General features: G+C 50.6%; 19 protein-coding genes and 2 pseudogenes (1 of these 21 only partly in view). 4 read left to right on the top strand and 17 right to left on the bottom strand.

Features of this window, described 5'->3' with window-relative positions; all coding sequences use genetic code 11:
- Window positions 1-549: the 5' portion of a manganese catalase family protein gene (locus ACSFXJ_RS07660; protein ID WP_435924582.1), read on the bottom strand. 306 nt of this gene lie to the left of the window's left edge; only the first 549 of its 855 coding nucleotides appear in the window; its start codon is at window positions 547-549; its stop codon lies off the left edge, out of view.
- A gap of 267 nt (window positions 550-816) precedes the next feature.
- On the opposite strand from ACSFXJ_RS07660, the gene ACSFXJ_RS07655 reads away from it, so the two are divergent.
- Window positions 817-1,980, top strand: a complete 1,164-nt coding sequence (locus ACSFXJ_RS07655) for a serine hydrolase domain-containing protein (protein ID WP_435924581.1) — start codon at window positions 817-819, stop codon at window positions 1,978-1,980.
- Between the two features lie 64 nt (window positions 1,981-2,044).
- Here ACSFXJ_RS07655 and ACSFXJ_RS07650 read toward each other — a convergent pair.
- The 3 genes and pseudogenes from ACSFXJ_RS07650 to ACSFXJ_RS07640 all read right to left on the bottom strand — a co-directional run bounded on the left by ACSFXJ_RS07650 (window position 2,045) and on the right by ACSFXJ_RS07640 (window position 5,597).
- Window positions 2,045-3,375, bottom strand: a pseudogene (locus ACSFXJ_RS07650) (IS3 family transposase).
- Window positions 3,376-3,510: 135 nt separating this feature from the next.
- A complete protein-coding gene (locus tag ACSFXJ_RS07645) occupies window positions 3,511-5,136 on the bottom strand; it encodes an MDR family MFS transporter (protein ID WP_435924580.1) in 1,626 nt (541 codons plus the stop codon).
- A 29-nt stretch (window positions 5,137-5,165) separates the two neighbouring features.
- Window positions 5,166-5,597: a MarR family winged helix-turn-helix transcriptional regulator gene (locus ACSFXJ_RS07640; protein ID WP_435924579.1), complete on the bottom strand. Its 432-nt coding sequence runs from the start codon at window positions 5,595-5,597 to the stop codon at window positions 5,166-5,168.
- 326 nt (window positions 5,598-5,923) lie between these two features.
- Between ACSFXJ_RS07640 and ACSFXJ_RS07635 the strand changes: the two genes are divergently transcribed.
- Both ACSFXJ_RS07635 and ACSFXJ_RS07630 read left to right on the top strand, forming a co-directional pair.
- Entirely contained in the window at window positions 5,924-6,691 is a 768-nt protein-coding gene (locus ACSFXJ_RS07635; protein ID WP_435924578.1) for a M15 family metallopeptidase, read from the top strand.
- Between the two features lie 87 nt (window positions 6,692-6,778).
- Complete coding sequence (locus ACSFXJ_RS07630; RefSeq protein ID WP_435924577.1) at window positions 6,779-7,120, top strand: cupin domain-containing protein; 342 nt, start codon at window positions 6,779-6,781, stop codon at window positions 7,118-7,120.
- A gap of 48 nt (window positions 7,121-7,168) precedes the next feature.
- Here ACSFXJ_RS07630 and ACSFXJ_RS07625 read toward each other — a convergent pair whose 3' ends face one another.
- From ACSFXJ_RS07625 to ACSFXJ_RS07600, 6 genes are all read right to left on the bottom strand, one after another.
- A complete protein-coding gene (locus ACSFXJ_RS07625) occupies window positions 7,169-8,758 on the bottom strand; it encodes a catalase (RefSeq protein ID WP_435924576.1) in 1,590 nt (529 codons plus the stop codon).
- Window positions 8,759-8,834: 76 nt separating this feature from the next.
- Window positions 8,835-9,791 (bottom strand): 3'-5' exoribonuclease YhaM family protein, encoded by a 957-nt coding sequence (locus ACSFXJ_RS07620; RefSeq protein WP_435924575.1) that lies wholly within the window; start codon window positions 9,789-9,791, stop codon window positions 8,835-8,837.
- A 112-nt stretch (window positions 9,792-9,903) separates the two neighbouring features.
- Entirely contained in the window at window positions 9,904-12,123 is a 2,220-nt protein-coding gene (locus ACSFXJ_RS07615; RefSeq protein ID WP_435924574.1) for an FMN-binding protein, read from the bottom strand.
- 241 nt (window positions 12,124-12,364) lie between these two features.
- On the bottom strand, window positions 12,365-12,661 hold the full coding sequence (locus tag ACSFXJ_RS07610) for a WIAG-tail domain (protein WP_435924573.1): 297 nt from the start codon (window positions 12,659-12,661) through the stop codon (window positions 12,365-12,367).
- A 41-nt stretch (window positions 12,662-12,702) separates the two neighbouring features.
- Window positions 12,703-14,214: a DDE transposase gene (locus ACSFXJ_RS07605; RefSeq protein WP_435922168.1), complete on the bottom strand. Its 1,512-nt coding sequence runs from the start codon at window positions 14,212-14,214 to the stop codon at window positions 12,703-12,705.
- Window positions 14,215-14,385: 171 nt separating this feature from the next.
- On the bottom strand, window positions 14,386-17,013 hold the full coding sequence (locus ACSFXJ_RS07600; protein ID WP_435924572.1) for a hypothetical protein: 2,628 nt from the start codon (window positions 17,011-17,013) through the stop codon (window positions 14,386-14,388).
- A 316-nt stretch (window positions 17,014-17,329) separates the two neighbouring features.
- Here ACSFXJ_RS07600 and ACSFXJ_RS07595 point away from each other — a divergent pair.
- Window positions 17,330-19,031 (top strand): annotated as a pseudogene (locus tag ACSFXJ_RS07595) (molecular chaperone HscC).
- A 57-nt stretch (window positions 19,032-19,088) separates the two neighbouring features.
- On the opposite strand, the gene ACSFXJ_RS07590 reads toward ACSFXJ_RS07595, so the two are convergent.
- The 7 genes from ACSFXJ_RS07590 to ACSFXJ_RS07560 form a co-directional block, all read right to left on the bottom strand.
- Window positions 19,089-19,670: a spore coat protein gene (locus tag ACSFXJ_RS07590; protein ID WP_435924571.1), complete on the bottom strand. Its 582-nt coding sequence runs from the start codon at window positions 19,668-19,670 to the stop codon at window positions 19,089-19,091.
- 140 nt (window positions 19,671-19,810) lie between these two features.
- Entirely contained in the window at window positions 19,811-20,566 is a 756-nt protein-coding gene (locus ACSFXJ_RS07585) for an amino acid ABC transporter ATP-binding protein (protein WP_435924570.1), read from the bottom strand.
- 11 nt (window positions 20,567-20,577) lie between these two features.
- Window positions 20,578-21,246 (bottom strand): amino acid ABC transporter permease, encoded by a 669-nt coding sequence (locus tag ACSFXJ_RS07580; RefSeq protein ID WP_435924569.1) that lies wholly within the window; start codon window positions 21,244-21,246, stop codon window positions 20,578-20,580.
- Window positions 21,247-21,258: 12 nt separating this feature from the next.
- A complete protein-coding gene (locus tag ACSFXJ_RS07575; protein ID WP_435924568.1) occupies window positions 21,259-22,107 on the bottom strand; it encodes a transporter substrate-binding domain-containing protein in 849 nt (282 codons plus the stop codon).
- Between the two features lie 139 nt (window positions 22,108-22,246).
- Window positions 22,247-23,140 carry a hypothetical protein gene (locus ACSFXJ_RS07570; RefSeq protein WP_435924567.1) on the bottom strand — a complete coding sequence of 298 codons (894 nt, stop codon included), beginning with the start codon at window positions 23,138-23,140 and terminating at the stop codon, window positions 22,247-22,249.
- 51 nt (window positions 23,141-23,191) lie between these two features.
- A complete protein-coding gene (locus ACSFXJ_RS07565; RefSeq protein ID WP_435924566.1) occupies window positions 23,192-23,608 on the bottom strand; it encodes a disulfide oxidoreductase in 417 nt (138 codons plus the stop codon).
- Between the two features lie 24 nt (window positions 23,609-23,632).
- Entirely contained in the window at window positions 23,633-24,340 is a 708-nt protein-coding gene (locus ACSFXJ_RS07560) for a DsbA family protein (protein ID WP_435924565.1), read from the bottom strand.
- Window positions 24,341-24,499 lie beyond the last annotated feature (159 nt).

Here is a 24,499-nt window from a genome sequence, read left to right as displayed (position 1 = left end):
CGCATTGTCCCGCACAATGAGAAAAGCGAGCGTTTCGCGGAACGTTTTGTTGGTGCTCATTTCATAAATACGCGACTTTTGCAGAACTCCTGTCGATTCGAGAACAAGGTTGTCCAGCAAATCGCTGATCAGATTGCCGTGACTGTACACATAGTTTCCGTTCCATGGGTTTCCCGCCGCGTCCACCGGCAACGAGCTTTGAGCTCCCATAATAAAATGATGCGGATTGGCGTGCTTGATCGCGTTCTCCAGCGGAGCGCCGGTTGAGCCGCCGTTTCCCGGAGGCTCTTCACCGGAGCCGGTCAACAACTGATTAATCGTGTGCTGAACCAATTCCACATGACTGATTTCCTCCAGAAATACGCCCCGGATCAGATCCCGGTATTGCAGGGCGTTCCCTCTGAAATTATTGCTTTGGAAAAAGAACTGCATCATCGTCCGCATTTCGCCGAACCTGCCGCCCAAAGTTTCTTGCAGTACCTTGGCCGCTTCCGGATCGGGCTTGTCCGGTACGATGATATTGATTAAATCCTCTTTATAAAAGTACAAACGAAATTCCTCCTGACATGGTTTGGGTTAGATTCGAATATGTTATCTCTGTGCTCATTGTGTTACAGAACCGTCAATGCTATTCGGATCCTCCAAAATTTACGACTTTTTCGGACGAAACGGAGGCTAATATAGGCACGGCAGGGGGATCTTGTGAATATCGGGCGTACAACTTTATCGGACCCTTGAAAGGAATTTGGTCCTTGGCGCAGAACATAAATCTTGAACCAGATCGAATCATACTTGCTAAACAAGGAGGCCCAAAATGTGAGCGACTTCAAGAACCTTGACGACCTGCTGGCCGATTTTCCCGGAAATGGCCCGGCCGGTTGCGCCTGCGCTGTAGCAAAAAACGGGGAAATATTGTACGAAGGATACCACGGGTTTGCCGATATCGAGAAAAAAACGCCGGTGACGCCCGACACGCTGTTCCGCATCTTTTCCATGACCAAAGTGGTTGTTTGCACCGCTGCCATGATGCTGTTCGAAAGAGGACGCTTCCTGCTGAACGAACCGCTCTACGAATATATTCCGGAATACCGTAACCCCCAGGTCGTCAAAACGAAACCAAACGGGGATGTATATATGGAAGCGGCCCGGAATCCGATTCTGATCAAGCATGCATTTTCCATGACCACCGGACTGCCGTATCCTTACGGCATATCGGAATCCGCGACTCGGATAAGCAAAGTCATTCAAGACCTGAAAGACAAGCATGGAAAATACGATCTCCTCACAGAGGTGAAAGCGGTATCGCAAGTCCCGCTGGCGTTTGAACCGGGGACCCGATGGCTTTACGGATACAGCCACGATTTGGTCGGCGCTTTAATCGAAGTGATTTCCGGAAAGCCGCTGGGCCAATTTTTAAAGGAAGAGCTGTTTGATCCGTTGGGCATGAAAAATACGGGCTACCGCCTCCGCGACGACAACGGCCATAGATTGGCAACCTGCTACACACGTACGGAAACCGGCGGACTTGAAGCGATGCCGGCCGATTTTGACGAGCACCACCAGCCGGACGCCTTGCTTGAGAGCGGCGGGAGCGGCCTCTATTCCACGTTGGGCGATTACCTCGTCTTCACGCAAATGCTTGCAAACGGCGGTGTCTGGAATGGCGAACGGATTATCGGGAGGAAAACGATCGATCTGATGCGTCTAAATCACCTGACCGATGCGCAAATGATCGACTTTAACAATTCATATAACGCCGGATACGGTTATGGATTGGGCGTAAGAACCATGGTAGACCCGGCTGCAGGAAACGCCAACAGCAGCTTGGGCGAATTCGGCTGGACCGGCATGGCCGGAACCTGGGCTTCGATCGATCCAAGCGAAGGAGCCTCCGTGGTCTACATGCATCAGCTGATTCCGAATCTGGAGGAATACCACCATCTTCGGGTTCGCGCAGCCTCTTACGGCGGCTTGAGATAAGGTACAAAAAAAGGACCCCGCATACTAAAGTGTACCCTTTGTAAAGGACATTTTAAAAAAAGGCTTAGGCTACCTGAAAAAGATGATTCCTGTACTGTACAGGAGTCATCTTTTTCAGGTTCCATTGATATCTAGTATGGTTATAGTGGCGGATATACCTATCAATTTCTTGTTGAAGCTCTCCAAACGTTTTACATGATTTTATATCCACTTCGTCTTTAAGATGGCCAAAGAATGATTCGATAGGGGCGTTATCCCAGCAGTTTCCCTTCCTGGACATGGATTGGTACAATCCGAGTTTCTTAACCTGTTTCTGAAAATCTGGATGTGTGTAATGGGTACCCTGATCAGAATGAATGAAGGCCCCTTTAGCTTTCTTAAAGGTTCTGTTCTTCTTCAATTTAGTGAGGGTATCTGTGGCCAGATTCATGATGATTCGGCTAGACATGTGATGTGCTAAAACTTCACCTGTAGAACCATCTTTAATGACGGACAAATAAGCTCTTTGTCCACCGTGATAGTTCAGATAAGTGATATCCGTTAGAAGGACCTTGCCAGGCATCCCCTGTTTAAATTGGCGGTTTAGGAAGTTAGGAACCACTCGGTGTTCTTGAGTGGCTTTCATCATTCTCCGGTACGGATTTGCCTTCCTAATAGGGCAGACGATATCGTATTTTTTCATGATTCTACGGATCTTCTTCAAGTTGAAGACACACTGAAATTGACCTGCCAATGTCATTTTAATTTGGCGTGCCCCTTTCTTTCTGCCTTTGAAGTTAAAGGCCTTTAGAATCATTTCTTTCGTTTCTTCATCCTTTTTATCCTTGCGTCTCCTTTGTTCAATAGATTTGGCTGAGAAATAATTATAGTAACCACTTCTTGAAACTCCGGCAACTTCACAAAGGAATTTCACCATATGGATAAGGTTATATTTTTCAATGACCTCATGAATGAGAATATATTTTTGACTGACGGGCAGCTTTACTTCTTTAGCCCCCTTCCCAACAAACGAATCTTTTTTAAGAGTTCGTTTTCTGCCTGCACAAGCTTCATCTGTGCTTCCAATCTGGCATACTTCTCTTCAATAGATAATTCTTTAATCCGTGGCCTGCCAGAACTACCCTTTCTGGTATCTTTAAGGCCCAACACTCCTTCGGTTTTATAAGCAGCTTTCCAACGATCTGAAGCTGATTTAACTCTCTTCATGCCAATAACGTCAATATTAAATCCTGCTTCTTCAAAGATTTCTCTTGGAAGCTTCCCTTCACTATATTCAGTAACAAAGTGTTGTTTAAATTCATCAGTGTATGTGATGCCCTTTGAACTGACTGTTTTAACATATCGGTTCTTAGATAGTGTTGTGATATCTTTCTCTGTAAATAATTTTTTACTCATAATTCTCCGTCTCCACGTATTTCTCTATGTTATTCTTTAAATTATACAAAAAACACCCTATAGAAAGAGCACTTTTTTTAAGTGTCTATTCTATAGGGTACATTTTATACGCGGAGTCCTTTTTTTCATATATATTTATGCTTCCACCGTTTGCTGCGATGGCTTGCCTTCTTTGCCGCCCGCCGCTTCTGGTGCTGCCTGGTTGGACGTACGGAGCGGAAGCTCCTTCAGGAAGAACACCAGTACGAAAGCGATCACGAGCACCAATGTGCCTGTAAGAAATACATGAGACAACGTATTTCCGAGGGCGTCGCGAATCGTTTGAATCATCTGCGCAAACAACGGCTGCACATCCGCCGGCAAGCCCGCTTGAGTCTGTTCAATCAGCGGCTTGTTCATCAACGTTTGCGGATTCGCAAATGCGGTCATTTGCTCCACCATTTTCGGATCCAATTTCCCGAGATTCTCGGTCGTGCTAGGCGAGGCCATCGCCTCCGTCAGGTTCGTTTTCAGGCTGTTGGACATAACCGTCCCCATTACCGCGATCCCGATCGTTCCGCCAAGGTTACGGAACAATTGGGAAGAAGCCGTAACGACGCCAAGCTCCTTGTGCGGAACCGCATTTTGCGTGGCCAACGAAAAGACCGGCATACCCAAACCGAGACCGAAGCCGAAAATAACCATGGCGAGTACCGCCATCCATACGTTATCCATAAAGACCATCAGAACCATACCTGCGATCATGACCGGAACACCGATCAGAGCGTAGCGTTTGTATTTCCCCTTTTTGGCGATCAATTGGCCTGTAACCGCACTGACGACAACCATACAAATCGACATCGGCATTGTCACGTAGCCCGCATAAGTAGGCGAGATACCCAAAACGCCTTGCACGAAGAACGAAAGATAAATCAAGGCGCCCATCATGCCGAAGTTCATAATAAAACCGATAATGTTCGAAATCGTAACAACCCCGTTTTTAAACAGGTGCATCGGCAAAATCGGATTTTTGACTTTAAGCTCAACCAGAACAAAAATCACTGCGGACACAACGGTCGCGGCCAGGAGACCCAAAATTTGCGCGGAACCCCACTCGTATTCCGTACCTGCCCACGAAAATGCCAACAGAAGCGGAACGATCGTTGTCGTCATGAATAAGGAACCGATATAGTCGATGCTTTCCCCAGGTTTGCGTTCCACTTTCGGGAACAGCATCAAAATCATGATGAAAGCCACGATGCCGAGCGGCAGGAAAATCCAGAACAACCAGTGCCAATCCATATGATCGACCAAATATCCGCCGAGCGTCGGACCGAGCACACTGGAAAAACCGAAGATCGCGGTCATAAGGCCCATCCATTTACCGCGTTCGCGAGGTGCGAACAAGTCGCCGACGGCCGTGAAAGCACAAGATTGAATAATACCGGCGCCGACACCTTGAATCCCGCGGTAGGTGATAAACTGGAATACGTTATCCGAAGTACCGGTCAGGAACGCCCCGGCCATAAACAATAATATACCGATCAACAAGAACGGTTTTCGCCCGAACATATCGGACAGCTTACCGACCAGCACCGTAGCGATCGTCGAAGTCAGCAAATAAATATTGATCGTCCAGGTATAGTAGTCCATCCCGTCAAGAATGGAAATAATTCGCGGCATCGCCGTACTGACGATCGTCTGGTTGATCGCCGCAAAAAACATCGCCGCCATGATGGCGATCATAATCGTCACTTTACGTTTTAATGTTAAGTGTTCCATAAAACCTCTCCACCTCTGTTTGTCTAAAATTACTTGTCTAAGTTGTTAAGTATCGCCGTAAATATCCGCTTCAAATGGAGAATGTCCTCATCCTCCAAAGTGTCGAAGATCGTACGGACCGATTCATCCTGATCAATCGTCACCTTGCGGATAATTTCTTTTCCTTGTTCCGTGATCGTAATGTAAACGACTCTCCGGTCCGCCTCGGCCCGTTCCCGCTGAACAAGTCCGTCCGTTAGCAATTTGTCGGTAATTCCCGTAATGGCCGCTGAAGTGAGTCCCATCTTTTCCGCAATGTCGGAAACCTTCATGGACCCGAATCGCTCCAAAATATGCAGCATTTTAAATTGCGGAAAACTAATGTTGTATTCCTTGCCTCGCTTGTTCCATTCCTGAGAAATTCTTTTGATCATGGTGCCAAACATCGCTGTTACTTCAAACAGCGTTTCTCTTTGTACCAATCAAACTCCCTCCAAAACCCCGTATTTTTTAGATTCACCTCACTTAAATGCATAAAGTGTAAAATTATTTAATTGTTTAAATAATAACGTCTTAATTTTTAACGCATTTATTAATATATATTAGATTATTTAAACGAGTCAAGTATTTTTTGCGAAAAAAATCAGGAATTTTCATTGGACTTTCATGTCCAAATAATTCCTGATACATCCAAAGTATCCAGGGTCCCCAGTCACACTATACCTTCCTTCCGATAGTTTCCGAAGCATCCGTCATTGTACTATTATTATAGAATAGAAAATAAATGACGACAAAAAGGACTGATCCCATGATTCCCCGGATTTCTCATATCATCATGCTCGGCATCTCGCTGGCGATTCTGACGGTGTCTTCCGGTTTCAATCCACAAAGTGGCGCCATGGCCGCCCTCGAGGCCGAAACCGTTCAAACCGTAACGGCCGAACCGCCGGTTACGAAACAAAACAAACTGCCGAAAGGTTTTGTTTATTTGGACGAAATCATCCCCGATGCCGATTATGACATCCGCTATTATAGCGACAATAATTTCATAGGCCGGAGAATCGACGGTTATGAAGCCCCGCTGGCGATCATGACGGAAAAAGCGGCGAAAGCGCTGAAAAAGGTCAATGAGGATCTTCTGAAGCAGGGCTACCGGCTGAAAATCATCGATGCTTACCGTCCGCAAAAAGCGGTCGACGACTTTATCGCCTGGTCCAAAAAGGCGGACGATACCCGGATGAAGAAAGAGTTCTACCCGGACGTCGACAAGAACAAGCTGTTCAAGCTCGGCTACCTTTCCAGTAAATCCGGCCATTCCCGGGGGAGTACCGTCGATTTGACGATGGTTTACAAACGGACCGGCGAGGAAGTCGACATGGGCAGCCGCGTCGATTTTCTCGGTGAAATTTCAAGCCATGGCGCAAAACAGCTGACAAAGGAACAGCGCAAAAACCGCTACATCCTGAAAACGGCGATGGTGAACCGGGACTTTAAACCGTACACCAAGGAATGGTGGCACTATACGCTGAAAGAAGAACCTTTCCCGTCGAAGTATTTTAATTTTGATGTGGAATAAGGATGTCGACACCCGGAAACTTGATTTGGATCAAGGTCGGGATCCCGCTGAAACGGTATGATGAAACAAAACCAAGGAGGGATTCCAATGGAAAAAAAATCGCTTGGCAGTCTACAGGAGTATCAAGAAGGCAAATTCACGAAACGGATCGCGTTTCAAAAAGGGGAGAGCGTCGTATTTGTCCTGAACTTTATGCCGGGGCAGGAACTCCCGGCGCATAAGCATCCCGGTACCGACGTATACCTGCTCGCTCTCGAAGGAAACGGCACGGTCGCCGTAGACGGGACGGATTCCGAATTTTCCAAAGGGGACATTCTTCACATTTGCGGGGATGAGGAATTCTCCTACGTAAACAGCGGCACCGAACCCGCCTCGGTCTATGTCGTTTTGGCGAAAGTTCCCGATCCCCGTTACGCGGAAAATATATAACGCATAGCAAAACAGCCTCATCCCTCTTACCGGGATAAGGCTGTTTTTTCAGTATCGGTCTGACGAATGGCCCATGTTTTGCGATTTTTCAACCGCTTTATCCGCAGCGGCGGAGCTTGTATGTTCGCCCGCTTCCCGTTTTGCTTGCTCCAATCCTTCCTTGACTCGTCTGCCATAATCCGGATCGGCCTTGGTGAAATACTCGATCCAAGTCTCCTGAATGGCCGGCTTGCACACCTTCAGGTTATTCACCAGGTTTCGGACCAACTCGGTTTTCTCCGTTTCATCAAATGCCCGGTAGGTCTGGCCGGCCTGGCCAAAATCGTTCGTGCGGTCCAGTTTTTGCCGGACTAATTTGTCGTTATAGTGAGGCTCATGATCCTTGCCCGGCCGTGGTGCTTCCTTCAGTCCGCCAAGCTGGGACGGCTCGTAATCGATATGCGGGTTTTCTCCCGGATTCAAATCCACCCTATACTCCATTTGCCCGCCGCGCTGATTTGTCGCCACCCTTGTTCTAGGTGCATTGATCGGCAGCTGCAAATAATTCGTGCCGACCCGGTACCGCTGCGTATCGGAGTAAGAGAACGTTCTGCCCTGCAGCAGCTTGTCGTCCGAAAAATCCAGCCCGTCGACGAGAACCCCCGTCCCGAACGCGGCTTGCTCGACCTCCGCAAAATAATTTTCAGGGTTTTTATTCAAAACCATTTTGCCTACCGGTAAAAAAGGAAAACGCTCCGTATCCCATAGCTTCGTCGGGTCGAGAGGATCATAGTCAAGCTCCTCGTGTTCATCGTCGCTCATGATTTGCACGAACAGCTCCCATTCGGGGTAATCTCCCCGCCCAATCGCTTCATATAAATCCTGGGTCGCATGATTGTAATTGGTTGCCTGAATGGCATCGGCTTCGTGCTGCAGCAAATTCCGGATTCCCTGCTTCGGCTCCCAATGATACTTGACGAGCACCGCTTCCCCTTCCGCATTGACCCACTTGTACGTGTTGACACCCGATCCCTGCATCTCGCGGTAATTCGCCGGAATTCCCCAAGGCGAGAAAATAAAGGTCACCATATGCGTCGATTCGGGCGTTCTGGAGAGGAAGTCAAACATTCGCTCCGGGTCCGGAAGCTTTGACACCGGATCGGGTTTAAACGAGTGAACCATATCCGGAAATTTCAACGGATCGCGGATAAAAAATATTTTCAGGTTGTTTCCGACCAGATCCCAGTTCCCGTCTTCGGTATAAAATTTCACCGCAAAGCCGCGCGGATCCCGGAGCGTTTCCGGGGATTCGGCACCGCCGATCACCGTAGAAAACCGGACGAATACCGGCGTCTGTTTTCCCGGCTCCTGAAACAGCTTCGCCCTCGTATATTTTGCGATCGGTTCGTCCCCAACCTTCCCGTAAGCTTCGAAATATCCGTGCGCGCCTGCCCCGCGGGCATGAACGACCCGTTCCGGAATCCGTTCCCGGTCAAAGTGGGATATTTTCTCGAGAAAATGGTAGTTCTCCATCGTCACCGGTCCCCGGTTGCCTACGGTTCGAATATTTTGATTGTCCGTGATCGGATGTCCTTGGCGGTCGGTCAGCACCGTTTCCTTGCCGGCCGTCCCATGATCCTTCTCTTGATGACTGTCCATGCCCTACCTCCACATGCAAAATTTGAGATATAGGATGTCACATATTCTCGGGAGTATGCATGAAGAGCCTTCTAAACTAAATTTTGAGCTTATAAATCGCTTTATTCTCAAGCCCGCGGATCATCGGGGTCCAATCGTCGGATTCGGGCGTCGTCGCCAGCGCGTCCTCGACCATTTGCAGCTTGGCATCCATCGCATCGATATAATGCAGGGCGACCGCTTCCGCCATTTGCGGCTGGACAGGGCTTCCCCATTCCCCGAGATTATGGTGGGACAACACCAGATGCTGCAAGCCCATCACCTTCGGTGAATCAAGATCCATGCCGAGCCGGACGGCCGCTTCCGTGATCCAGTTCGAAGCCATCGAAATATGTCCGACCAGTTTACCTTGCAGGCTATACTCGGAGACGATGCCGAGCTGTGCCACCATCTCTTCCGGCTTGGCGATATCATGCAAAATAATACCGGCCTTGAGCAAGTCCCCGTTCAGGAACGGCCGCTGGCGGCACAAAAAATCGGCGATCTCCAGCATGCGGACCATGTGATAAGCAAGCCCGCCGAAGTACGCGTGATGATGGGTTTTGGCGGCCGGAGCCTGGTCCAGCTTATCCTCTACTTTTCCCACGCAGAAATTCACGATGGCGCTTATATCCTCATCGGCGATTCCCGCAATCGCCTGCTTGATCGTATGTATGAGATCAACCGGCGAAATCGGAGCGGAGCGGATAAAATCCGTCAATTTTACTCCGTCCTCCTCCCGGGCCGGCCTGATCTTCATAATCTTAATCTGTAAACGTTCCCGGTAAGTTTGCACGAGTCCTTGCACCTTTACCAGGCCCATCGGAAAAAAGGCTTCCTTGTCGACCGCGGAAGCGTCCCACAATTTGGCCGGCAGTTCTCCGGTCGCATCGCATAGCACGATATCCAAATAATCCTTAGGAGGCGTGCTGTTCGTTTGCTTGACCTCCACCTCTTTTAACAAATAGAAACCGATAAAATCGTCCTGATTCTTAAGCTGTCTGATTAATGTCACGCTAGATTCCCCCACGATATTGATAGATTCATTATACTATGGAAACCCGTAAAAAATCGCGGCGAAACACAAAACCCCCGGGTTTGCCGCCCGGGGGCTCGATCAGAATAATCTATCTTCCTGCATATTCAAGCGCCGTTTTGACGGCTTCAATAACTTTTCCCGACAAGTCTTTCACGCCATCGGTCTCGCCGAAAGCCGCCGGACGATAGCCATATTTGTGGATGGCGCCCGTCGTCTCCGTTTCGATTTCCTTTTTCACGGTCAGTTCATCCGCGGACAAGGCTTCGGCGGACTTGATTTTACCGTTCGTATCCAGATAAAAGACTTCCATTTTAAACGGAACATTGTCGGCGACGGTGACCATCGCATAAACGGATTTGTCGGCATTGACGCCCGCATAAATCCCGTTCATATACGCCGTTTTGTAGCTCTCGGAAATCTCCGCCTTCTTATAGGCGCGATCAACCGCGGCTTTAAAGGCTTCGCTGCTGCTTGTGGCGCCGGATACGGCATCCACGCCCGCGGCGTTCGCCAGGTTTTCGGCCATCAAATAGCCGGTTTCCAAAATCGGAATCGCTCTGACCACTTCCGGGTAAGCCGACGAGCCTCTGTCCTCCATGTTGACCCCGACGCGGGACAAATGGATGCCGACGATGTTTCCGTTTCGCAGCGTCACGTCAGCCCGGTTGGTGCCTTTGTCGTAGGCGTCGCCGTAAGCGGTGAAAGTACCGTCCTTATAATTCCCTTGAACCTTGGATGCGTTTTGGAGCGCATCCTTGAATGCCGCACTTGCCGCGGCGGATATCAGTTCCTCTCCCGGAACCAGCGCAAGCTTCGTACCTTGGCTGAGCAAACCGTCGCCCAGGCCTGCGAGCAGCGATTTTTGCGCGTCGGTCAGCTTATCTTCAGCGATCAGCTTGCCGGCATCATCAAACAAATGAAGTTTCACCTTGGCGACTTTGTCATTTTGGATATCCGCCAGCACAAGCACTTGGGAACGGTTATCCACGCCGGCGAAGGTACCTTCGAAATATTTCGCTCCGTCAGGCGTTTTCAAGGCTTTCTCAAAAGCTCTTTCCACCGCTACATTCCAGCTGTGGCTGCTTTCCGTAGCGCCGGAGATGGCATCGGTATCGCCGTAATTCTCGATGTAGGAACCGTTTGCGAGCAGCTTTGCCGTCATCGGCGAATTCGCCTTCACGACATCGGCATACGCGGTTTCGCCGCGGTCGATCAGGTTGGAGCCCAATCTATACAGCTTCACGTCAACCAGCTTCCCGTTGCGGATATAGACATCGGCCCGTTCCACCCCTTTATCCCTTGCGAAACCGTAAGCGGAATAGAAGCCGTCGATGTATTCGGCGTCATTGTCGATTTTCGCGTTTTGCTCGGCATCCCGGAACGCGTTCACCGCTGCCTTGAAGTCGGCTTCAAGCCCTTTGGCCGGAACCGCGTTCACGCCGCGGTACAACAGCTCGCTGGCGATCGTGTAGACCGTCTTGGACTGTTCGGCGGTCATTGCGGATTCGTCGACCGCTTCTCCTTTTTCGTTCAAAGGATATACCTTCACGCTAAGAAGCTTGGTTTTGTCGTACTTGGCAAACACCATATACTTCCCTTCGGGGTCAACCCCCATATGCTCCCCTTCAAAATAAACTTCGCCTTCCGGCTTGGTCACCAACGCTCTTCCGAACGCCCGATCGACCGCAAGCTTCCACCCGTTGGCGGAACGGGTCGCTCCGGAAACCACGTCCACGTCGGCGGCCTGTTCCCGGGTTTTGCCGAGCAAGCTCTCCGTCATCGGCTCATAGGCTTGCCACAAGCCGCTGTAATTCATTCGGACATCCCGGTCGATCAATTTCGGACTCGTTCTCATGAGCTCCACATCGGCAACCTTGCCGTCCTTGATCGTCACTTTGGCGCCCTCGGTTCCTTTGGAATAGGCATCCCCATAGGCCACGTAAACGCCGTCTTTATAAGGATTTTGCACCGGCTCCGGTTGAGCCGGCTTTGCGGTCTCCTTAGTTTGGCTTGCCGGCTTGGACGGTGTCTTTTCGGCCGTGGTCGTCTTGGTCGTCGCCTTGTTCGTTGTAGTTTTCGTCGTTGTCTTGTTCGTTGTTGTTTTTTTGGTGGTTGTGTCGGTCGTCGGTTTTTTGGTCGTTGTCTTCGGAGCAGGCTCCTTGACCGGGGTCTTTGTTGTCGTTTCGGCTTCCGAAGCGGCGGACACGACATCGATGGCCGACAGGCGAACCGGCGCCAAGTCGACCGTCACGGCGAGCGGAGACAGCAATAGAGCCGCGCTTACCGTTAAAGAAATCCATTTTTTCATGCAATCCTCTCCTTGTCTAAATCTGATTATGTAAAAATAGCCGTTTGCAGTCGGAATCGTTAAGGTGAATTATTTCACATATGTAGACAGGCTTCAGCTTCTTTTCGCAAACGGTTCGATTTATGATATACAAAAAACGAATCCTTTATCTGTACCTAAAATCACAAGGGTAGCAACATTTATCACTTTTGGAAAAACAGCCGCCTCGCAGCATTTATATGCGCGGGCGGCTATCTAAAATCTAATTCATGTTTCCGATGGCAATCCAGGAGATGAATCCGAAATTAACCTGGCTTTCCTTGATCCTTGTTACCTCCAGCACAGCCATTTCCGGGGTTTGCTCCTTCAAGGTTGCATAATAGGCAGGCTGGTTAGGCGTCGCTACGAGCACGTACTGCGAGTTAGCGAAAGGTTCTTCAAAAGTGACGATAACATAGGAGCTCGGATTAAACTGGGGGATTCGAGTTCGAGCGAGGGGTGATGAGCGCAAAAAATGAATACTAGCACGATAATGAAAGCGATTTTCATGAATGCGCATGCCAAAGAAACACAAGGTCCTCCATTTTTTAAAAATTGGGCTTATGCGGCAACAGATTCGTTAAGCCAATGCTGAATGGATGGCAACAGTTTTTGTTTCTTTGCTTCTTCGAACCATGCGTCAGCGTGCTGACACATGGCAATAAGATAAACTCGAATGTTCCAGTGACGTGAACTGCGGCCGCGCGAAGATTCCAACTTGTAATCAGTCTTCTGACGCTTAATGCAACGCTCAACGCCGGTTCGCATCGCGTAACGCTTTCTCCATTCCTTGCTATCACGGCGGATGCGTGGGAACAAGCGCGGATTATCGGCTGTCGACGTATAGAACGTTCTTCCGTACTCGGAAGGCGAACACGGAGTAGGACACTCCCATTTTCCAACTTTGGCGGGGCAGCGCCACTTGATACGCTGCCGCCCCGGACACTTGCCCCAGCAGGACATCTTGCGACCAATGGGGCAGACGGGAACACCATCGGAGTTTATTTTCATTTCATTGTATACCGTATGCCCGGAACGCCTGAGATTCAGGTCGATGATGCTGCTAACATCATCATGTTCCAGCATGGTATAGATCGGGAGGGCGTCGTGGGCCGAATCCAAGATCGCCTCTCCCACCTTCCAATCCGCGTACCAGTAGCGAAGTTCGCGGTAACCGCAAATCCACGATACGGCATCGTGTTGGCTGGCGCGAAACAATCGCGGATACACGGGCAGATCATAGGCGCTGTCCGCGGCGGTAAACATGTAAAGCGTGCGTCCGTAGTAATACTTCTCGCGGTAGCTGTCCCAGCCCCAATCTGCATCGGGATCGGAAAATTGCCGTTTGCAGGTACATTTCCAGTTGCCCGACTTGCGGCAATCGCAAAGGAATTTACCGAAGGAACGCGCCCCGGCTTCAACTGGAGATCCATCGCCGATGACGCGAAAAGCGTTCGTATCACCGAGCAATCCCTTTGCCGCGGAAGGTGCGACAAACATGGTTTGAAACAATTGCTGCAACAGGTCGTGCTCCTTGGGGGCATAGTGGATTTTGCCCTCGCGCAGGACGCGGGAGACGAGCCTCTCCGTAATTTTTGGGTTTTTGGGTTCCTGCTTTTCATTCTTCTTGCCTTTCTTTCGCGGCTTCTTCAGGCGACGTTTGATGCGCCCAGTCTTATGCGGCTTGGATGCCCGCCAAAGCCGGGGGAAAAAGTCGTAGAACGTCCCGACGCCCGGCGACTCGCCAGGGTTGAAACCGCAAAGAATGGCATAAACAGGCGTCGTGCGAATGGCGACGACCCCCTCATCGACGCTCAGCTCAAGCTTGGTCATAAGGAGCAGGCAGCGGAGCATGTCGGCGGGATCGTGAGGCTTTCGGCCTCTTGGCTTAGAAGAATAGGCCGACTGCATCAAGGAAGCTGCAGCGGACAGGTCAATCGCTGTGATCCAGAAGATGATATCGCTGTAGAAGCGCTGCAAAAACCGCATAGCTTCCGGGGAGTTGTACTCCTTTCGAAGTTGATCGCGTACGAAGGCCAGGTAGTCCTGATGAGAACGAGATACAATCGACATTACAATCACCCAAATTAAAAGGTAGGCAATAAAAATGCCTTCTCGGCGATTATTGGGGTGTTTCGAAAAAGTCAAGAGGAAAGTTTGTTCGCACCATACTTTGGGGGTGAAACAAATAAAGACCCTGGCCGTCAGGCCAGGGCTAATGCGGAATGGTGAATTCCGAGAGGCTTAGATAACATCTACGGAGGTGTCATTTTTTTGCATCAAAAACGCACACATTCCGAATTGCTGCAAAGCAGGTTGCCCGCTCACGGTTTGAATGTGGGTTATCGCCAAATGCTCCGTTCGTATCGCTCCTGCCTTAATATGACGGGAATCAACAATGTCATCTTTGAGGTGTTGCTCCAAGACCGTACTGTCCGCCAGATGTTCGCTTCGTACGGCGCCCGGCTGCAAATGGTCCGGTCCTATGCTTTGGGCTTCCAGCGCCTCTTCACTCACGGCCCCATGCTGCAAATGTTCACGGCCGATCGAGCCGGGCAAAATCTCCGCTCCTACGATCCCTCTTTCGGGGAGTAAACCGTCGCGTTTTAGAGCCTCCGATAAATGCCAAACCTCAATGGCTTGATGCCCGATATGCCGGGACTCCACCGCCGATTCCGCGATATGCACGCCTTCCACGGACTCGTTTTGAAGCACTTCGCCATCCACGCTGCCTTGCTGAAGATTCAAGCGGCTTATCGTTCCAGGCTGAATTTTCGCTCCGTGGATTCCGCCTTCCGGCAGCAGACCGTCCCGCACCAGAGCCTCCGATAAATGCCAAACCTCAATGGCTTGATGCCCGATATGCCGGGACTCTACCGCCGATTCCGCGATATGCACGCCTTCCACGGACTCGTTTTGAAGCACTTCGCCATCCACGCTGCCTTGCTGAAGATTCAAGCGGCTTATCGTTCCAGGCTGAATTTTCGCTCCGTGGATTCCGCCTTCCGGCAGCAGACCGTCCCTCTTTAAATCCGGAGAAAGATGCTCTAATGAAACCGTATTTACCGCAAGGTGCACGCCTTTAACGCTTTTCCCCTCCAAATGGTGGGATTTGACCGAACCGGACGCCAGTTTTCCGGAGGTTACCGCTTCATTCCGCAATGCGCGTTCCGACACGGACTCATCCGCAAAATGCTGATCCTGCAGCGCATTCGCCTGCAGATGCTCCGTACCGACGGAGCCGGGGGAAAGATGCTTCTCAGTCACGGCGCCCGAGGCCAGGCCTTCAGACCGGACAGCCCCTGAAGAAAGATGCCAATGTTCCAGCGAACCCGGAGCGATTTTTCCGGCAGTCACGCCGCCGTCCGCCAACTTGGGCGTTGTGACGGACAAATCATTAAGCTTGTCGGTGGTGACACTCTCCGGAGAAATCTTAAGCGAAGTCACGGCATGATCCTGCAGGTGGCGGGAAAATACCGCGCCGTCCCCAATATGTTCATCCCGGACGGCTTTGGCCTGAAGCAAGCTTCCGTCGATAATGTGATCCGCCAAAAGCTTGCGGCTAATCGCCCTGGGGATGATGTGGCCCGTGTCAATCTGCTCGGGCCCGATGGCGGCCCCATTTACCGAACCGGGGGCAAGCTTGCTCTCGGTCACGGATCCTTCGGCCAGCTTCGCAGCGGTTACGCTTGCATCTTGAAGATGCCGTTCAGCTACCGCCCCGCCGGCAAGATGTCTTTCCGACACGGCAGAGCTGGCGATGGTCTGGCCGGTTACCGCCCCAGGAGCCAGATGCCACTCTTGCACGGCCTCATTATCGATATGCTCGGTTTGCACCGCTTCCGGCGCCAAATGAACGGAGGTCACCGATTCGGGGGCAAGATGCCCGGCCTGCACGGACGACTTGGACAGATGGCGCGTCTGGACCGTCTCATCCGCGATTTTCCAAGGCAAAATGCTTTGATCCGCGATTTTCGAGGAGGTGACGGCCTGGTCGATGATTTGAGCGGTGCCTATCGATTGATCGGACAGCTTCGAGGACAAAATCGATTTGTCCGCCAAGTGCTTCCCGTAAACCGCTCCGCTGGAGATTTGCGTCTCCCCTACGCTTTCCGGCGCCAAATGGACGGCCGTAATCGCATTTTCCGCCAGATGCCGGCTACCCACCGCTCCTTCCTGAATTTTGGCCGAGGTCACCGAACCGTCCCGGATCTTGGAGGAAGTGACCGACAAATCCCCAAGCTTGGAAGTGTCGACGACCCCGTTTTCCAAATGGATGGAGCGAATCGTTCCGCTGCGGATTTTCTCGGAAGTCACGGACTGATCCTGCAATAAATCCGTAGTCACGATCCACTCGCTTAAATGGCGGCTTTCGATCGAGCCGTCAACCAGTTTGCTTCCGTCGATCCCGCCCTCCAGCTTCGCGGCGGTGATGCTTCCGTCCTCCAGCTTGCTGCCGGGAATCGATTGATCGCGAATGCTTCGCCCTTCCACAGCCCCATCTACGAGATGTTCCCCGCGAATGGATAACGGCGCGATTTTGGAAGCGTTGATGGCGCCGTACGCAATCTTGCTGCCGAGCACCGCAAAATCGGCAATCCAAGCCGTTCCGATGCTTCCGGGTTTGATTTTGCTCGCATCGATCGTATTCGGGGCGATTTTTTCCCCGGTTATGCAGGCATCGGTAAGATCGTCCGTATAGATAATGCCGCGCGTTGAATCGGGGCCCTGCTTTTCCGACAAAAGGGTTTCCAGTCCCTTCGCGCGTTCCTGCGACGGTTCTGAAGCCATAAGCTTCTCAACGCTCGGTGTCCCTACGCTTTGCACCGCTTCTGGAGTGGTAACCGGCGGGAGCGATTGATGAATTTTCATTTCCTTTTTCTGCTCAAAGAAACTTTTTTCCTCCAGTAACGTCAATTCGTCGATATTCGGATTCTCATAGTAGAGCGACTTTTTCGCTCTGCTTGGTTTCGTGGTTCCGCTACGCTTTTTCAGAGCCGTTCTCTCCTTTACCCTAGATAATCGTCTAGAGCATCTTATGCCGGGATGTAGGCCCCTGTCACAAGTGATAAGAAAATCAATTCCCGGCATTTCGCATAAAGCTCGTTTTTGATGTAAAATACTAACAGATTCGTCGTTTACATTCGATAGTTTCATATATTCCACAGGTATTGCGAGGTACATAACCATGGCCAAAATCGGAATCGATCTGGGGACATCCAACAGCCTGGTCGCCCATTGGACGGAACAAGGCCCCGTCATCATTCCAAACTCATTGGGGAAACATTTAACCCCTTCGGTCGTCAGCATCGACGATAATCATGAAATTTTGATAGGACAAATCGCCAAGGAACGGATGATCACCCATCCCGATCTCACCGCGGCTACGTTTAAAAGATTTATGGGTACGGACAAAAAGTATCAGCTCGGTTCGTATACTTTTACCCCGGAGGACTTATCTTCGTTCGTGCTCAAGTCGTTGAAAGCGGACGCCGAAGCCGCCTTGGACGAAGAAATTGAAGAAGCCGTGATCAGCGTTCCGGCCTACTTTAACGATGCTCAGCGAAAAGCGACCTTACGCGCTGCCGCATTGGCGGGCCTCCATGTGGAGCGTTTGATCAGCGAACCGACCGCGGCGGCGATGTCATACGGACTTCACCAGCAGGATGCGGATACCCGTTTCCTGGTGTTTGATTTGGGCGGGGGAACTTTCGACGTGTCCGTGCTTGAATTTTTTGAAGGAGTCATGCAAGTGCAATCCATCGCCGGAGACAACTATCTTGGCGGAGAGGATTTCACGGGTCTGCTTCTCACTTACTTTACGGAGAACCAGGGGATCGAGTTTTCGAGCCTTTCGGGCAAAGCCCAATCCGCTTTGCTTAAACAGGCCGAACTATGCAAGCTCTCGCTTGCCGAAGCCAATACCGGTGAAATGGTATTTCATGAGGGCGAACAAACCTACCGGTTAAGCATCGACCGAAATCAGTATGAAAAGCTTGCCTCCCAGCTTCTTTTGCGTCTTCGGACGCCGATCGAACGCGCGCTGCGCGACGCTTCCCTGATGCCTAAGGATATGGATGCCGTCATCCTGATCGGAGGCGCAACCCGAATGCCCGTCATCAAATCGATCGTCGGCAAAATGTTCGGGCGGCTGCCGTACTCGCAGATCAACCCCGATGAAGCCATAGCCCTGGGAGCGGCGATTCAGGTCGCCATGAAGGAACGGAACGTCGGCTTGCAAGAGATGATTTTGACGGATGTATGTCCGTTCACGCTGGGGATTTCCACTTCGAAGCGGATGGATAACGATACATATGAAGGCGGCTATTTCAGCCCCATCATTGAGCGAAATACGCCGATTCCCGTGAGCCGGGTAGAACGGTATACCACCATCCGGGACAATCAGAGCGCGATTGAAATCTCGGTGTATCAAGGGGAGAGCCGAAAGGTCGCGAACAATGTCAAACTCGGGGAATTGGAAATTGCGATTCCTCGGGCGAAGGCAGGCCAAGAAGACGTCGACGTGCGCTACACATACGATATCAACGGTGTGCTTGAAGTCGAAGTCACGGCGGTAAGCACGGGATTGAAAAAGAACGGCCATCATCGAGCAAACCCCCGGCCAAACGTCGCCCGAGCAAATCAAGGCCAGGCTGGAGGAATTGAAGCATTTGAAAATACATCCCCGCGACCGGACCGAATATCGCCTGTTGCTGGCTAGGGGAGAAAGGCTGTATGAAGAGTCTCTTCAGGAAAAACGCGAATTCATCGCAAATTTGCTGGCGGATTTCGAGCGGGTCCTGGCATCGCAAAATGAGCAGGAAATCAAGAAAAACGCCGTCAAATTTAAAGAACATCTCGATGCTTTAGAAAAATGGATGGATTATTAGCATCATGAAAAAAAGCTTCCATCTCCGTCGATGACGGGGAGGAAGCTTTCTCCATTCTTAGCGGTACACGCCCATCGGCTGATGGAACGGAACCTCGCGATACATTTGCCCCAGCGTCTGCATCGTTTGTTCCGGAGCGGGACTTGCCATATACCATCCCTTACGCACCATGTAATTCCATACTTCATAAGCTTGATGCGAACACATCCGGAATGCATCCTCCAGGAACACTCTCAGTTGGACCGTGGAGCATTCGAAGGTCGACCAGGCGTACTCCCGCCCGGCCCGTTTCAGGGTCAGCAGGTAAGAGGTGGCGATCCCGCGGTCATCAAGCTGGTTCAATTTGACCTGCGGCTGAACCGGAGTATATGCCGACGGGGACGGCACGGCCGCAGCGGCCATGCCTGGATTTGCCTGAAGCTGCGGGACGTTCAATTGATCCCTGGACCCTTGCATTTTCGAAGCAAACTCCACCTTCATATTGTAATCCTGAATATGAACGGCGTAGTGACGGGAAATCATGTCCCTTAGCTCGGGGTCCTGGGCCTGATTCAAAAATAAAGCCATGCTTTGGATGGAGTTCGTGCAGCTTAATAACAGTTCATTGAGCTCGTGAGCTTCATGTGAGCCTAACAGCAAGTTGCATTCTTCCTTTCGTGGTAGGATGTTATGGGCATGAAAAATACCCATGCTTATTGTCCCATCCTCCCCATATATTATCCCGAAAGGAAGCCTGTCACTTCCGGTCGAACGCTTCTACCTTTTTCATTGTTTTTAATCTATATCTCTCTCTGTTCGTTCAAGCGGGCGAGGAAGGATCGCGTCCGCTCATTCGTGGATTCCCTCAGTATCCTTTGAGGCGCGCCCTTCTCCACGATAACTCCGTTATCCATCAAAATAATCTGATCCGCCACTTCCTCCGCAAATTTCATTTCATGCGTCACGATGACCATCGTTCTGCCCTCGGATGCCAGCGATTTAATGACCTTAAGCACTTCGCCCACCAGCTCGGGATCCAAGGCTGAAGTAGGCTCATCCAACAACAGCAGATCGGGATCCATGGCAATGGCCCTTGCGATGCCGATTCGTTGCTGCTGGCCGCCGGACAGCTGAAACGGATATACGTCCGCCTTATCTTCAAGCCCTACCTTCCGGAGCAGCTCGAGCGCCCGCTTGCGAGCCTCATCTTTGGCCGTTTTTTGAACGGTGACCAGGCCCTCCATAATATTTTCGGCGGCCGTCCGATGGGGAAACAGATTGTAGTTTTGAAAAACCATGCCCGTTTTTTTGCGTAGCGACAATATATCTTGCTTATGAACCTTCCGATCCGGCGCAAAATGCAGCTCTAGCCCGCCAACCGACAACGTTCCTTCCGTCGGGGTCTCAAGCAGGTTCATACAACGCAGCAGCGTGGTTTTCCCTGATCCGGAGGGTCCTATGATGACGAGTACCTTGCCCTTCTCAAGAGTAAGATCGACTCCTTTGATCACCTGTTCGCCGCCAAACGACTTCTTAAGATTCGTAATTTCAAGCATGTTACCTGCTCCTATCTGGCGTGATACCGGTCATTATACTTTTCAAGTCGGGATTGTCCGTAAGACAGCACGCTGCTCATCAACAAATAAAAAATGGCCGCTTCCGTATACAAAATTAGCGGTTCGTAGGTAACCGCGGTAATTTGCTGCGCCGTCTGGAACATCTCGGTCACCGTAATCGTTGCGGCAAGCGACGTATCCTTCACCAAGCTGATAAACGAGCTTGACAAGGTAGGCACCGCGACTCTAGCTGCCTGCGGCAGTATTGAGCGTCTCAGCGCCTGCCCGCGCGTCATTCCCAGCGAATATGCGGCCTCCCATTGACCTTTCGGTATGGAGAGGATCGCCGCACGGATCGTCTCCGATGCGTAAGCTCCCACACTGAGCGTAAAACCGATCACGGCCGACGGAAACGCATCTATAATGATGCCCGCTTTCGGAAGACCGTAAAAAATAATGAATAATTGGACCAGCAGCGGCGTCCCGCGAATCACCCACACATAAAAATGGGCCAGCTTCACTAACGGGGTGATATTGGACAAGCGGGCCAAAGCCGTGAACAGCGCCAAAATAATGCCCAAGACGAATGAAATGACAGCCAGCGGAATGGTAAAGGCCACCCCTGCTTTAAGCAGGGGCAGCAAAGAATCAAAAATGATATTCAGATATCTTTCGTTCATGATTCATCGCCGTTACTTCGATACGTCTTCGCCGAAGTATTTTTCGGAGATTTTCAGATAAGTGCCGTCGTTCTTAATTTCCGCCAGTGCCTGATTCACGGCTTCCACCAGTTCCGCATTGCCTTTGTTGAACAAAAAACCGCTATGGGAGGCATCTTCCGCCTCGTCTACGACTTTAATAGGCGCATCCGGTTTTTGCTTTTTGAAATCAAGATAGGACAAACCGTCATTCACGGTTGCGTCGATTCGGCCGGAGATCAGCAAATCGATCGCTTGATTGAATCCGTCCGTCTGCACGATATCCGCGCCATTCTCTTTCGCGATGTCCGTCAGGTTGCTTGTCAAGGATTGACCCGCTTTTTTGCCTTTAAGATCCGCGAGCTTTTGAATATCCTCGTTCTTCTCGTTAACGATCAGCACGGCCTTCGAGACGATATACGGATCGGAGAAGTCATACTTTTCCTTGCGATCATCACGGATCGAAACCTGATTGGCCACAATATCGAATCGCTTGGCATCAAGGCCGGCAAAAATACCGTCCCATTTCGTTTCAATGAACTCGGCTTCCACTCCCAAGCGCTTCGCTACTTCGCGAGTCAGTTCGACGTCAAAACCGGTCAAGCTGCCGTCTTTGTCATGATAAGTAAACGGTGCATAGGTGCCTTCCGTACCCACGCGAATTTTGCCGCTTGCTTTAATTTGATCCAACAACGTCTGGCCTGATTGTGCCGTATTCCCATTCCCGCTGCCAGATGCATTGGCTTGTCCGTTGTTTCCTTGCTCTTTATCATTACCGCAGGCAGCCAACACCATCGTAAATACAAGCAGTGCCGCCAGCAAAATAGAACTTTTCTTCTTCATCCCAAACTCCCCCTTTTTATACGTTTAATCCGATAAGTTTAGTAAGAATATTAGCTATATTAGCACCATTCAATTGAGCCGTCAAGCAATAGCAACAAAAAAAAGGAACCCCTTTGCACGGGATTCCCTTCTTTACTGTTTATCGGTTAACCAGCGTGTTTATGGAAGCATAAGCAAGCGGGCCAAATCCTTCCGAAGCTTCGCCATGAGGCATATTCAGCTTGAAAAGATAACCTTGGCCGTCCACTTCCTTCACGATATACTCCCTGGTTACTTTCTCGCCTCTAGCGATCAGAAACAGCGAAGCATCCCGCATCGAAGCATGGATTTCCTCGCCTTTCATTTCTTCCACTTTGCCCGTGTCCGCTAGCTCCTTCTTGGCTTCTTCGGACAATTGTTCCGTTTTGTAATCGGAAGGCAATTTTGCGATCTCCACATTGTAATTGTTGTCGTAATCCATCTGAAGCTTATTCGTTTCGGGGTCGAAAGTAAATCCTTCGAAGGCATACAGGGCATATCCCTTTCCTTCAGCCAGCTTCGCCGTCCGTTCCTCTTTCATCCCTTCAAGCTCAATCTCAATGCTTCGGGTGGCGGGCAAAGCTTCTTCGGCGTTACCGTTCGGGGACGATGCATTGTCCTCCGAATTGCCCGATTTCATCAATTTGGTGATCGTCTTTTGCGTTAACGAATCCTCGCCATCGATTGCCGCTTCCACATATTCAAATTCAACCGGATCGCCGGAATTCAACGCTTCCGCGGCCGTTTTCACCGCTTCATCCAGCTGAAAAGGCTGAGGCGTCCCGTCCATTTCGATTTCCGCGGAATGATTATCGGCAAGACCAACCCAGATCCCCTTTCCTTGCTTCGTCTCGGAGACTGTTCCGGGACCGGGCTGATTCGTCCCCGCCGTTCCTGAATTATTCTCCGAAGGAACCGGATTCGTCATTTTACCGTTGTTTCCTCCGCATGCCGCCAAAGAAAGCGACAAGACCGCCGCCATGGCCACCATGGCAAATTTTCGATGTCTGACCATAAGTAACACCTCCATATGTGAATACGAAGAAGTAGGCGAAAATGTTACAGGTTACTTCTCATGACGGGCGGCGGACGTAAAGATGACGATCAGCACGAACGCAACCAAAGCCATGAACGGGATGGTGATGAACCCCCACCAGTTCAAGTAATCAAAATTGCACGGGATTCCTACCTTGCACGGAAACAGCTTGGACATCGCGGGGATCTTTTGTTCCATATAATGATAGATAGAAATACAGCCCCCGATGACGCTTAGAGGTATCGCGTAGATGGATGCCGAGCGGTCGTTGCGGTAAGCGGCGATCCCGAGAATGATGACCTGGGGATACATAAAAATCCGCTGAAACCAGCATAATCTGCAAGGCTCATAGTGCAGCACTTCGCTTAGATACAAACTTCCCGCCGTCGCGACCAATGATACGAGCCAAGCCATATAAATCCCGTAATTTCTGAAAAAAGAACGCACCCGCATTGCCCCCTTATCCCCGAATTACTTGCTCAACGCGTCTTCGACGGCTTTTTTGAATTCGCTGTAATCAAGGCTGCCGGTATACTGAGTCCCGTTAATATAATAAGTAGGTGTCGCATTCACGCCGAGCTTGTCCGCCTTTTGATAGTGACCGTTTACTTCAGCAAGATAAGTTTTGTCATCGATATCCTTGCGCAGTAAGTCAAAATCGACCGGAAGCTGGAGCTCCTCCGCCAATCCGACCAGGTAGTCCGTGGTCGCCCATTCGGTTCTTTCATCTCCCTGGTTGCTGTAAATCGCGTCAAAATAAGTCCAGTATGCATCCTTGTTTTGATGGTACACGGATTGTGCCGCAAGAGCGGCGGTCGTGGAATCCGGACCGAGAAACGGCAGGTTCATAAAATAGAAGGCGACTTTGCCTTGATCTATATATTCGCTGACAAGCTGCGGTTTGATCGTCTCGTTCGTCATTTTGCAGGTTGGGCATTTAAAATCCCCGAATTCCACGATTTTCACCGGCGCATCGCTTTGGCCCAGAACGGGGAGACTCTCGTAATCAAACGATGTCGGCTTCGGCTTCGGGTCTATCGACAATACGACGATGATTAAGATGAGCAATACCCCTATTGTGGAAAACCAAATGATTCTTCTTGTCCGTTGCTGCTTCGCCAGTTGTTCGCTTGCTGTTTTTCGCTGCGCCAAGGCGTTCCCTTGTTTTTTCGGTGGCATGAGACCCCTTCTTTCCTTTAAAAGAATGATAGATTGCTAGATTCTGCAACCATTCTAGTTACAAATTCGGCATTAGTCAAGTTGTGCCCCTTGATCGTCTTTAAAATAAGAAAAAACGCCTGATAGGACCTTTTTGCTGCCCCCCATAAACCGGTGGAA

It is taken from the genome of Paenibacillus salivarius (genome assembly GCF_051307165.1).
Taxonomy (GTDB): domain Bacteria; phylum Bacillota; class Bacilli; order Paenibacillales; family Paenibacillaceae; genus Fontibacillus.
This window is presented reverse-complemented; position numbering and strand designations above follow the sequence as displayed.